Origin of the sequence: Maridesulfovibrio sp. (assembly GCF_963676065.1) — a bacterium.
In the GTDB taxonomy this organism is placed as follows: Bacteria; Desulfobacterota; Desulfovibrionia; order Desulfovibrionales; family Desulfovibrionaceae; genus Maridesulfovibrio.
Map to the genome: position 1 here is coordinate 3,731,319 of NZ_OY780933.1, position 12,967 is coordinate 3,744,285.

10 protein-coding genes are annotated in these 12,967 nt (G+C 46.7%); 1 reads left to right on the forward strand and 9 read right to left on the reverse strand.

Going from position 1 to position 12,967, the window contains the following annotated elements; all coding sequences use genetic code 11:
* Positions 1-5: 5 nt before the first annotated feature.
* Entirely contained in the window at positions 6-605 is a 600-nt protein-coding gene (locus ACKU35_RS16735) for an alpha/beta hydrolase (protein WP_319761026.1), read from the reverse strand.
* Positions 605-1,780: an 8-amino-7-oxononanoate synthase gene (bioF, locus tag ACKU35_RS16740; RefSeq protein WP_319761028.1), complete on the reverse strand. Its 1,176-nt coding sequence runs from the start codon at positions 1,778-1,780 to the stop codon at positions 605-607. The genes ACKU35_RS16735 and bioF overlap by 1 nt, the downstream gene beginning before the upstream one ends.
* A 195-nt stretch (positions 1,781-1,975) precedes the next feature.
* Here bioF and ACKU35_RS16745 point away from each other — a divergent pair, with 195 nt between their 5' ends.
* A complete protein-coding gene (locus ACKU35_RS16745; RefSeq protein ID WP_319761030.1) occupies positions 1,976-2,959 on the forward strand; it encodes a DUF3089 domain-containing protein in 984 nt (327 codons plus the stop codon).
* A gap of 56 nt (positions 2,960-3,015) precedes the next feature.
* Here ACKU35_RS16745 and ACKU35_RS16750 read toward each other — a convergent pair whose 3' ends face one another.
* The 7 genes from ACKU35_RS16750 to ACKU35_RS16780 form a co-directional block, all read right to left on the reverse strand.
* Positions 3,016-3,240 (reverse strand): hypothetical protein, encoded by a 225-nt coding sequence (locus ACKU35_RS16750; protein ID WP_319761032.1) that lies wholly within the window; start codon positions 3,238-3,240, stop codon positions 3,016-3,018.
* Positions 3,240-6,521: a LamG-like jellyroll fold domain-containing protein gene (locus tag ACKU35_RS16755; protein WP_319761034.1), complete on the reverse strand. Its 3,282-nt coding sequence runs from the start codon at positions 6,519-6,521 to the stop codon at positions 3,240-3,242. Before ACKU35_RS16755 ends, ACKU35_RS16750 begins: the two co-directional genes overlap by 1 nt.
* A 136-nt stretch (positions 6,522-6,657) precedes the next feature.
* On the reverse strand, positions 6,658-7,308 hold the full coding sequence (locus ACKU35_RS16760) for a hypothetical protein (protein ID WP_319761036.1): 651 nt from the start codon (positions 7,306-7,308) through the stop codon (positions 6,658-6,660).
* A gap of 1 nt (position 7,309) precedes the next feature.
* Positions 7,310-7,807: a hypothetical protein gene (locus tag ACKU35_RS16765; RefSeq protein ID WP_319761038.1), complete on the reverse strand. Its 498-nt coding sequence runs from the start codon at positions 7,805-7,807 to the stop codon at positions 7,310-7,312.
* The gene (locus ACKU35_RS16770; protein ID WP_319761040.1) at positions 7,804-9,900 is read right to left on the reverse strand and encodes a hypothetical protein; all 2,097 of its coding nucleotides are present in this window, start codon (positions 9,898-9,900) and stop codon (positions 7,804-7,806) included. Before ACKU35_RS16770 ends, ACKU35_RS16765 begins: the two co-directional genes overlap by 4 nt.
* A 2-nt stretch (positions 9,901-9,902) precedes the next feature.
* On the reverse strand, positions 9,903-10,496 hold the full coding sequence (locus tag ACKU35_RS16775) for a hypothetical protein (RefSeq protein ID WP_319761042.1): 594 nt from the start codon (positions 10,494-10,496) through the stop codon (positions 9,903-9,905).
* A 155-nt stretch (positions 10,497-10,651) separates the two neighbouring features.
* Positions 10,652-12,922, reverse strand: coding sequence for an ABC transporter substrate binding protein (locus ACKU35_RS16780; protein ID WP_319761043.1), 2,271 nt, complete (start codon positions 12,920-12,922; stop codon positions 10,652-10,654).
* Between the last annotated feature and the right edge of the window lie 45 nt (positions 12,923-12,967).

Below are 12,967 nucleotides of genomic sequence, written 5' to 3' on the forward strand. Positions count from 1 at the left end.
AATCTTTATCCCTTGATAATACTCATTAGTTTCGTTTCAGAAATTTTGTGACCACCGGCAATATCCATAATTACAGAATTCTGAACTATCCCCGCAACCTTATCAAAGGCCTTGCGGCGGACGATTCGGTCCTCTGCGGCGTGAACAAGCGTCAGGTTAGGACAGGAAAATTTTCCATCAATCTCAATTCTGGAAGAATTAAGAAAATCAAGTCCGGCGACAAGCTGTACGGTCTGATCAGGATTGTAATCCGGAATATCAGTTTCACCGCAATTTTCATGAAATGAACGGACCACCGCGGCAGGATCATTTTCCATGCCGGCGATCATTCCCCTGATAAGACGTTTTGGAAAAGAATCCGTAAACGATAAAAACGGCGCAATCAAGACAACCCTGTCATAGCCTGAAAATAAGTTGCGGCAGTCTTTTAGCAACATGTGCGCTCCGGTGGACCATCCCACCAGAACATCACCGCCTTCAGCGATTACCCCGCAAAGCTGCGTAGGTGCAAACCCGGTAAAAGGTATCAAGAAACGGGCAGAAGCTGCTAATCGCGGATACTGCTGCGCGGATGTCGCCCAACCACCGACAAAAGTAATCTTCATTAAATCCGCCCCGCTTTCAGTCCGGCAAACGCATTTTTGATCTTCTGCAAATCATCGTCAGTTAAATCGGCCCGCATTGAAAGCCGCAACCGAGCTGTTCCCTGCGGGACAGTCGGAGGTCTGATGGCAGCCGCGTAGATTCCCTCTTCGATAAGCCTGTCACGGGCAGCAAGAGCGGAAACGTTATCACCCAGAATTACAGGGATAATCTGGCTTTCCGAATCTCCGCAGTTGAACCCGCATGATTCGAGATAACCTTTCAGCTCCCGGCTAATTTTCAACAATCGCTCACCACGCGAAGAATTTTCGGCGACAAGCCGTATGGCCGCAAGATTAGCCCCGACAACGGCAGGCGGCAGGGCGGTGGAAAAAATAAAAGAACGACCTTTGTTACGCAGATACGAGACTAGTTCTCTACGACCGGACACTGCCCCGCCCAGAGACCCGAAACCTTTCGAAAAGGCCCCCATATGCAGGTCGACACGCCCGGCAAGACCGCGTTCATGCGCTATTCCTCTGCCCTGCCCGAAAACACCTTCAGCATGAGCTTCATCGATCACCAGCATGGTGTCATAAAAATCGCAAAGATCGGCAATTTCTTCCAGCAGGGCTGAATCGCCATCCATACTGAAAATAGTATCAGTAATCAGAATTTTATTTTCCGCATCCTTCACGGATTCCATTCTGGATTTAAGATGCTTAAGGTCATTGTGGCGATAGCGTACATGCCTTGCACCGGAAAGACGGATACCGTCCAGGATACTCGCGTGATTAAGTTTATCGGAAAAAACAATGCTATGCCTTCCGGCAAAACTATCAATTATAGCCAGATTAGCAGCATATCCCGAAGTGAAGAGCATGGAATCATCCTGCTCTTTGAATCGGGCAAGTTCCTTTTCCAACTCGTCATACATCCCGAAATTTCCGGTAACAAGCCGCGAAGCAGCAGAACCGCACCCGTACTTTTTTACCGCCGCAACAGAGGCATGGACAAGACGCTCATCCTCAGCCAGCCCCAGATAATCATTAGAGGAAAGATTTAACAATTTCCTGCCCTTGAAAATGAGTTCCTTAGCTGCGCCATAATCGAGATCAGGCACCTCCCTGAGCAGGGAAGAATTCTCAAGTTCAATCAGTTCGCCCTCAATACGGCGATAAAAACTTTTTGGATTCATAAAAGCAAAACCCGGCGGTAATAAAAAGGATATTCCATAAGGTGAAGGAAAAAGGTAAATCTCATGGCCCAGAATAGCAACCATGTTTTTTACTGTGAGAAAAATTAGTAGATATGTTCAGTGTATTTCTGATAATTATGCATGCGAAACAATCACTTTGAGACAAAAAACAATAAACAGGACTACGGGCTGAGCATGCATAAGAAACTGATATTATTGATTCTAATAGGAACAAGCCTCTTTTTTTGCGCCTGTATTTCAAAAAACACTAACAAAATCCCTGACAAGCCTGATTACTCTCAAAATAAATACTGGTCCATCAAGGATAAAAATATTTCACACAAAATTGACCTGTTTTTTGTTCACCCGACAACATACGGTCCACCTGCCGACGGTCATTTCATTGCCGATCTTAATAATCAGGAATTGAATCAAACAACCGACCAGAACACCGTGCAGTGGATAACTTCCGCTTTTGCTGATTCCTGCAATATTTTTGCCCCCAGATACAGGCAGATGAACATTGAAGTACTGCAAATGAGTGACCAGAACATACAGGAATACCTAAAAATTCCAGTATCCGACATAGAAGCCGCGTTCAAATATTATCTCAACAATTTAAATCATGGCAGACCATTCATTCTGGCAGGTCACAGTCAGGGGTCATACGTACTCAAAACCCTGCTGCTCAAAAAAAGCAATCTGCTGGATAAAAATAAACTGGTTGCAGCCTACCTGCCGGGCTGGACCTTTACTGATAAGGATATTGCCGAACTGGGACTTGAGCTTAGTGAAAAACCGGACCAGACAGGATGCCTCATAACCTGGAATACTATCGGTCCCGGTGGCATGTCTCCGACAGTTAAAAAAGATGCCCGTTGTGTCAATCCGCTTTCTTGGAATACCGAGACAAAAGAATTTCCGGCATCCAGGAACATAGAAGCTAAAATTTTACTCAGCCCCGGAAAAGAGTTGCATATTAAAAATTTTACCGCCGCCCGCATCAATAAAAAAGGTGCGTTGGAAATACCAACACCAGCAATAGAGATACTTGAGCAGTTAAATATGTCTTTAGGAAGTGAAGTATACCATAGATACGATTATGATTTCTTTTTCGACAATGTCAGCACAAATGTTAACCAGCGCTGTAAAGCCTATTTGAAAACACTCAAAAAATAAAAAAAGAGGCTGGTGGAAATTTCCACCAGCCCCTTCAAGATGAACTATACTACCAATTACTTCAAAATTTCATCAACCACATTCCGCCCCAGCACAGATTCAAATACATGCCTGTAATCCTCCGGGGCTGCACCGCCATCCCGGCAGACACGAATAAAAGATTCCCGTGTCTCGGTGCTCATGAGGCTGACGTCAAAATCCTTGGAGCTGCGTTTTGCCGGTATTTCACGGTGGATGGAAACTCCTGCCTGCTCCGTCACCTTATGCATAATCTCGCTCATTACGGTTTCTCCTTGATATAAATTTTACCGGATTTGAAAGTCAGTCCATCCGCCCCGCTCACAGCCAGTGCCAAGCGCTTAAGCGCGGGATCGTCTTCCAGCGTTATCTCCGCCCCGGTAATTTTGAGGTCGCTACCGTCTAGCGCATAGCTATAACTGTCAGGAGAAAGTGTACAGCGATCAGGGATTGATACAGATTCAGGAACTGCCGGGAGTTCTACTTCAGGTGTAACAGTAGTAATGGTTATATCTCCACGCTCTACGTAAAGAGCATTAATCTCGTCAGTAGTAAGAGTACGATTAAAAATACGTACCTGATCAAAAGGTGTGGTGGCATTTAACTGACCGAGACGGATTAACTTGCAGGAGTCTCTTATAGTCGGCCCAACAGCTGACATTGCTGCCCTATAGACCTCAGCTCCTGCAACATAGACAACTATATCGGTAGCCTCTATGTTGTAGACAATGTGATGCCATTCACCGTCTTGTAAAGGAAAGATCCAAGACATCTCTGGAATATCGCTACCAAAAAATCTAGCCCATCCTCCAGGAGACGCGGTGGCTCCCTGTAAGCCAAGAAGGTACTGCGTACCTGAGTCATTCTCAAAGAAGAAGTATTGTTTGTTTGCGGAGCCACCAGTCTTATACCTTGTGGATATCGCGCAACCCGCTGCTAGATCTATTGTTGGGCCATCAATGAGATACTCAGGATTTAAAGGATACGTTAAGTTAGCAGCTTGCCCAAATACCCCATCTTCATATGCTACTGAGCCACACAAAAGTGTTGGAGCCACATTACCTAAAGAGTCTAATGTACCATCAAAAGTGTACGAGGCTACACAAGAGTCATCACCAAACGGTTGTGCAAGATTTGCAGTGTCACCCTCGGCAACAGACTCACTAGCAGAACTAATTTTTATGTCCTGCCCATCAACAATAAGGTTGTTGTGAATTCCTCCTTCAGTATAAATTTCAGTGGCATGTTCTCCCTCTACAACAATAGCTGTAGTCGTAGAGAATTCATCATATAGTAGACTACACTCACCAATCTGACACCAATGAGTAGACGCCTCTGTACTCTCGGGATTGATATCAAGTACTACGAGCCTATATTTAGGGTATACAGTTGTATTTTCAAAGGCAAAATTTTGAGTTTCTGCGTTAGACCACGTAGCTCCTGTAACAGAATGCAATAAGTCCCACGATAACCCATTCCATCCGTGAAAAGTAAACTGTGATGGCATTCTCGATAGCATAAGAGCATCTGGAGTCAATCCAAATGGCGCTAGATCCAGACTCGTTACCGGGTCAGTAAACGGTCCAGAGAACAGGAAAACAGGAAAAGAGTTATCCATGTTTCCATCGTATGATTGTGGACCTGTTGCTGGGTCGCCATCAGCTATATTCCAATCAGCCCACACAGGATCATAAGAGCTACCAAATTCATATGAAACCTTAAACCCTTCTGTTGTTCGTGCGGTCATATAAGGTAAGGCACGTCTACCTTTCAAAGTAAGAGACTTTTCAGGTCCGAGAGACTCCCCTTCTACGCCTGCTCCGACTTTAAGAGTGGCGTTAGATTTTTTTACTGCCACAGCAGGAACACTTGGTAGAGCTTCGGTTAGACTTACAGAACGGGTAGTATCTGTTGATTCCTCTCCATCAATGCTTGCCCAAATAAATGTTGAAGTTTGAGGTAGCCCGCCACTATCAGCGTCAGCAGTACTGCCAAAGAAAGGAGCTATACCAGAAGGACCAGACCTAAGTTTTAAGTAGTTATCATTGCTTGGTGTACTAACTTTAAATAGCAGCCAGTAATCATTGCCCACTGTAAAATTAGTCGTATCAGTCAAATCAAATGTGACCTTACCAGCAGTATTTATATTCTTAGTGCTTGACCAACCACTGGTGTTAGCAGGATCGCCAACAGGGTAAGATGCCCAAGGTGTAGCACCATCATCATTGTAGAAAGCACATTGCACACCCACGGCACCAGTACCGACAACTTCGGCAACGTCAATCTCTACTATATCGTAGGATGATACTTCAGCGGTGAATCCAAGGCAGACATAAGCATTTGCGTCTTGTCCAAAATTTTCAGTTGTATTACCGGACACACTCGCAACGGTGCCTTGTCCCGTATCCGCAAAAATAATATCGCCAACCTCGACAGGTTCTTGGGTGTCAAAGCCGTCAAGGCGTGGATTGAAGATATTGAGATTGCCGCTGGTCTGGGTAACCTCTGGCTGAGCCGAAACAATCTGATTTGTATTATCCGCTCCTACGGAATGGGCGGGAGCATGAACACCGTCAGCGTCTACGGTTGCTCCGGGATAGCCTGCTTCACTGTCGGCGAATGCCATGGTCGGGCCGGCTTGCACCGGAATATACTTCACCTGCAATTCATACGTAGCTATGTCGGACTGTAGCTCGCCTCTGCTTCTTCTGATTACTTCCATGATCTTAGGAGTGTCTGCTTCTGTTATTCCTAATTTCCAACTTATGGTGCTGCCTGAAATTATAGCCGAACCAAATCCGAACACATTAACATCATACGAAGTAAGATCATCATCCACATGATCTGAGATTTCTATCAAAACGGTAGTTCCCTCCGGGGCCTCAACCGGGCCGGAAAGGACTGGAACGGGACTGCGCAGCTCAGCCAGATCACCAACAGCTATCTTAACAGCCGCATCTCTTGCCGCTTCCGCCTCCGATTGCGCAGACTGTGCAATCTCACTGGCCAGTTGTGCGGCAGCACTCATCTCACGAACGGTGTTTTCGGCACTAACCGCTTCATCGCCGGCGGCGACGGCTTCATCCCTCGCGCTGGAAATATTTTTAATCAATTCCTGCGGAGAAAGACGCTCTTCAGCCGATGTTGAAATCTCATATTTCAAAGCACGGTCCATCTGTTCCTGCAACTGCTGATCCCGCATCACCCCCCGGTCAAATGCTTCATTCAATAACTGAACGGAAAAAGCATCGTTTTCAACCAGTTCCAATTCCTGTGTGTAGGAAATTTCCCGATAAAGGGTAATGCTTTCACCGACAGAAAGAGGATCACCGGAAACAGGGTACTGAACTTTTCCGGAATCCATGCCTATTCCAAAAATCAGTTTGAAATCTGTACCATGAACTAATTTTTTTTCCGTACCTTCACTGTCACGCACTACCGCGCAAAGATCTTCCGTACTGAAAATACGAAAATTAAAATCAAAAAGATTCTGCACACCGTCCCCGGCAAAGGTTATGGTGTTTCCACTAGAAACAACTGTCATTAATTACTCCTATTGTAGTGTTAACTCTCTAAATTACCTGCCTTATATTTTCAGTGTAAAAACAAGGGCGGACCTGAACCATATGATTCAGGTCCGCCCGAGGCAGAATTTTACTGCTGTGATTTATCCCCCACCTTTAACTGAGCAACCCTCCCGCAAGATTAGCTCCCTGTGAAATCAGCGATGACCCTATCGAAGCATTGCTTTTGTTGATTGCTTCCTGCTCCCTGTTATTGTTTAAGATAACATTGCTACGGGCGGACCAGAGCGACATGTCGCCGCGGTCAACCATCCTGTTGGAATTAACTTCTGCCTGATACTTTACGATTTCAGCGTCATAAGCAGCCTGACGGATGGTATCTTCGTGCACATCCACAACGGAACCGGAATCAAGGCGCACTCCCTTGTGACCGGAAACAGAATGGTTGCGACGATAAAGCTCCCTGCGCATGGTTGCCAGCTTCATTTCCGCATCCTGCTTGATCAGCTTGGCTTCTTTGTTGCTGACCCTGCGATTATACACTCCCTGCTGCATGGTATGATAATTATTCATATCGGACATCTGGGTGTTGTATCGTGATTCCCCCAGCTGCCGACTCCCGTTAAGTACGGATTGCCCGAAGGATGTCATCGCTCCCAGGTAATTGACGCCGGGACTCCCTCCTGCCGCACCGCCGCCCGCACCGGACTGAACGGCAGAGCCACCTACAGTGGCTCCGGTAGTGGCATATGCTACCGTATTAAACAACATTCCGACCCCTAAAGTTGCTACTGCACCTGTAGCCATATCAATTGACCTCCATCATACAAGTTCTCGCCCGCCGCCGGGCACGGAAATAATCATCCCTGCCCATGCGGACCGTTTGCTGTTCAAATTCAAAACCGCACCATTTATGCCAGATCAAACTTTTTTTATTCCGAGCGCACACCCATGTATCCAGCAACGGGAAAGTGCGTTGCAACATATTCAGCAATTTTTTAGACGCTCTGGCAAAAGGAAGAGGGTCTTTTTCCACTTCCGCAGAACCGACAACCCAAGGCGAGCCCACACCCGAGACAATTGGAATTACTCCGAAGACAGCCTGCACCCGGCTATCGCGATACAAGCCGTAAACCAACATTGAATATTCCACATCATTCATGATAATTTCACGTATGGACATTTCGGGATGAAGACCCTCGAGATCACGACGGTCCGATTCACGCAGATTAGCCGCCACAAAATCAACATCATCAAGGGTGGGAATTCCCAGCGTGATAACGGATCTTCTGTTCAAGCGGCTCATGAGTACACCGATATTTCAGGAATGAGAGCCAGCACGGAGAGAGGAAGAGGCTGATCCTGCCGGATATAAATCTGCCCGTCACGATCATAACCTCGATTGAATTTGACCTCGTAATCACCACTGTAAAGAGCCGGTGCACCGCCTACCTTGTCGGCGGAAGTACGAAACGGAGCCCGCTCTAAATGATCTCCATCATAGCCGACCTGTAGACCGAGCGACTGAAAAAGTCTTACAATCACATGCGAGATGCGCTTTTTCCGTCCCTGTGCGGTTCCGCCGGAAATAGCGCCGCCCTCGATGCGCAAAGTCTTCATGTTGGAGACATACGGCAACCCGGCGTGGACAACCTTCGCCGGGGCGGCCAAAGTTATACTACCGTTCTGAACAACAACATCAGGCCGCACAGCACCGTCGGCCAACACGGAGACAGTCTTGCCCTCCAGATGTTCAAGTCCCGTAAAGACACTATCGCTGACGCCCTGATCGTAACTCAGCCCTGAATCGACAAAAAAAGCATCATCAGAGCCTTCTCCCACAAACTGATTCTCCATCCGCTCAACATATTTATGAAGCTTACCTCCGACCTCCCGCTCAACCACAGTCCAGACTTCCTCCTGAGTCGGACCGGGGATTGTACATACTGACCTGAACTTTCCATCCGTTGAATGACGATGAAATCCGACCACTTCATGCTCGCGCTGATAGGTCAAACCGATCATGATTCCATCGTCGCGCACCATCCAGATGATGGAATCAGGGGATTGCTGATAGGCCCATTCGGTGATTGAATGAGAGCGGGTCAGATGCTCGGCCAGAATAGTCAAATCCGGGGCGATGTAACCGTCCGCCTCAAATGAATATGAAAGTTCACGGATAGTCCGTCCTTCCCGCTGCAGGAAAATCATAACCCCACCGACCACAACAGGAGGAACCGAGGCAGAACCATGAGTAGTTTCACGGCGGACCATAACCGAATTCGGCGTTACGGAATCCGCGCTGCTACCGCCGGAAAGCCACCATTCACCGCCGGATGTCCCCATGATCAGCTTCTTGGAACTTACCATCCAGCGGATGGCATTTACCTGATCGGCGGAAAGTGTATAGGTACAGGCATCATCATCCACCACAGGATCGGAAACACCGAAATCCTCATAAGATCCGGCCTTGCTCATCCAGACTGTCTGAGGATTGGCAGGACTGGCCGCAAAACAGAGCCGTTCCTCGAAAAAGGTCACACATGAAGGGAATCCTTTATCGCTGTTCCATTCATCAGGCGGAGAACTGAAAGCTACCAACCCCATTGTCCAATCGACATGGGAGGTACGGGATAATTTGTAAGGTTGAATTTCCGGATGGACCAGATACATTACATCCGCAGACTGGGTGCAGCGAATACCCGGCAGATCCGTTTCGGTATAGGGACTACCGATTTCAACCGGATTTCCACCTTCGTCCACTACAATTCCGCCATTCTTATAAATACGGATATTACGATCAGTGAATTCCAATACGTAAGCCTGCTCGGTGGAAAACTCAAAAGGGATAAGACGGGTTTTCGGGTTTATTTCACGAACCTGAATTTCCTCAAGACTCCCGGCAAAATCGGCATCAGCTAGAATTGAGATAAGCCCGGTTTCTCCGGCCTTTATACTAAAAGAATAACTGCCGTTAGCGGAAACTGATTCACTAGGACTTCCGTTTCCGAGACTAACGCAGACCGCCCCGGACTGATAACCGCTGAGCTTGAAACCGACCTCACAGGTACAGCCTTCGGACAATTGAAGATCACGACTGAGCACCGATTGTCCGGTCTGGCTTGCGTCGCAAGTTGCTTTTGCCTCTGCCACACTCCAACCGTCCCCCACACTCCATTCTGCCGCTGAATCCAGCCATGCGGCAGGTATTCGGTTGCGCCCCATCACCTCACGAATGAAACGAAAACCGGTCCGCCGGGAAGCTCCACCATGCGGATGTATGAACATATTTTCCAGTTCAGCCAATCCGTTGGCATATTTGGCGAGATCAACTCTTCCGCCCAGACGGGGTGAAAGTTCTCCGGCGCTGAAGTTGGTCATAATCAGAGATACTGACATTGCTACGCCCTCCAGACCGGTGAATCCACACCATGAATTCCCCGTGCTTCCAGCCACGGATCGTTAAGAATGTTATCCTCGCGCCCTTCAGCAGAATCAGCTAGACGCGCCGACTGCATGGCATTCAGATACAGAGTCCACATTTCGCGGGCTTTGGTGGTTGAGCCGGTGATATCATCAGCCATTTCAGCCGCCAGCCGGGCAGCAAAAGCCATTACAAATGAAGGATCGAAGAGAGCCGGATTGGTCACTTTCATAGTATAGACGGCAGATGCACCTTCACGGTCGGTAAGGATTTTATCCCCTTCGACCACAAATTTATCATCCTCGGAATCCAGTCTGCGCAGGTGGAGGCAATCCGCCGGGAGCTGATACTGACAGGTAAAGCCGAAAGCCGGATTCTCGGCCAACCGGGCCAATCTTATTCGTGAAGCAGCGAAATTCCATGGATGCTCACGCAGTACAGCGTCACGAACCTGATCGTAAAATAGATTGCAGGTTACGGCTTCCTGCGAGCTGTCACTAAGCGATTCTATGAGTCTGGCCCCAAGTTTTCTCAGGGCAATGTTGCAGATTTTAACTCTTGAAACGGACATATTTTCTCCTGATATGTTTGAGAGATACAATTCATTTCGTCCTCTCTTTCACAATCAGGATAAATACAAAGGCGGACCTGAATCAGATGATTCAGGTCCGCCTTCCATAATACCGGCAAAAATATCTCCGCGTCCAAAGCGGTTCGATCAATAAATCATTCTTCGCAAAGAGGAAGTTTTACAATAAAACGGGTTCCTATGTCGGGTTCGGAAATAACATCCATAGCACCTTTATGACGATCGGTAATGATAAAATAGGAAATGGAAAGTCCCAAACCTGTTCCACGACCTACAGATTTAGTTGTAAAAAAAGGTTCCATAATCCGGTTACGGACATCAACACCCATACCGGGTCCGTTATCCTCGATTTCCATTACGGCCACATCGCCCAGTGCATAGCTGCGAAGCACAAAACAGGGAGTTTCTTCCTGAGAATATTTTTTTTCACCCATTGCTTCAGCTCCATTTTTCAACAAATTAAGAAAAACCTGCTGAATTTCATTGCCGTCACAAGCAACAATTAAACTATCAGAGCCAAAATCCTTGGTAATTTTTATTTTTCTGAAATCATAATCCCTTTTGAAATCATAGTCATTCATGACCAGAGTCAAAGCCCCATCCATAAGTTCGCATAGGTCCCGCAACTCAAAATCGGAATCACTTTTACGGCTGAAGCTGAGCATACCGCGTACGATCGTCGCAGCGCGTATTCCCGCTTCATACATTCCTTCTAATACCTTCGAGCATCCACTTCGCTCAACATACTCCACAATAGCGGAATACTGGGCCCCGCAATCCTCTGCGGTTTTCAAATTCTTTGCTGTTTCCCGGCTCAACCTTCTTTGCAGGCTCTGTACGGAACTGATTATTACTGCGAGAGGATTATTGATCTCGTGGGCCATTCCGGCTGCAAGTCCGCCTACAGACATCATTTTCTCAGACTGTATCATTCGCTGTTCATTGAGTTTGCGCTGAGTGATATCCATCAGAGACCCTTCAATTATAACTGTTCCATCCTGAGCTTCGGTCTTACGCGCATTCATTGTAATCCAGACAATTCGGCCATCCTTGCGCTTCATTTTCAGTTCCCGATTGGTAAGGGTGCCTTTTGTCCGCAGCGCTTCAAGTAATATTTCCCGATCTGATTCCTCGAGATAGAGTTTTTTTCCCACACTATCCAGCATTTCAATTACTTCTTCAGGAGAATCATAGCCGAACATTGCGGCAAAGGCGGTATTGACGGCAAGCATCCGGCCTTCAAAACTGGTCTGATAAATCCCCTCTTGAGCATTATCAAATATGGACCTGTACTTAAGCTCTGAATGCTCAAGAGCAATGCGCACCTTTCGCAAGGCAATTACATTTTTAATCAGAACAACAACCAAGATAGCCATCGCCAAAAAAATAGCTGCTAGAGTCCAGACAAGATAAAAATATTCATCATAAAAAGAAAACGGTTCGTTTAATATAACGCTTCCTTCCGGAAGATTGGAGGCGGGAATGCGGTATTTAGTAAGAGCCTGCCAATCGAACATAAATGTATTCGATCCAACCTTAACTACAGGTATATCATCAGCTTTAACCCCGCCGAGCACCTTGCGGGCAATCTCGCTCATCATCACTCCCTGACGGTAACCGCTGATTACTTTACCGCCGACCACCCCGTCACGGATATTATAACGCCACAGACAATAGACGGGGACCGGGCTGTTTTTGGTCAACATGCTGCCCAGTTTTTCATATGTAACATAAGTACCGTCACGGTCTGAATAATAGGCTCCCAGCAATACTACACTGCCCGGCTTCATGGATTGAATTTTTTTACGTAACTCGGCAATAGTTAAATTTTTGTTGTATTCAATACGGACATTTCCAGAAAGAGGCATAAGATTTTTCCGCAGGCTTGCCTCCCATGCACGCCCAGATTTCAGATAATCGTTAATAACATAAATGCTCTCAGTTCCCGGCAATTGCCGTAGAATCTCGGCCACGGTATCACGCGAAGATATCATCTCGGCCACACCGGTAAAATTTTTAACGGACAAAAGCTGCTCGCTTGAAAAATTATTTACCCCGCAAAACACAACCGGAACACGGGGAAACAAGTCATCACGATTCTTCAGCAAAAAATCATAAGCATTATTATCGGTAGATAATATCAGCGACATCTTTATGTTTTTGAATTTTGTTTTCAAATTTTTCTTGATCGTCGCAAAATGCTCAGCGGAATGATATCGCTTGGTATCCATATATTCGATATGCAAAACCATGTTTTGATACGGAGGAACAAGTAGCGTTTCACGGATTCCTTTTTCTATATTTGAAATCCAGGACATACCGGAATGATAAGAGTGAAGTACCAGAATATGACGAACGTCATTCGCGTGGGCAGGCAGCGAGAAAAAAACAAGAAGCAACAAAAGCACATAACCACTTAACAATTTTGCTCTTTTATTATTGTGTGCAACTTT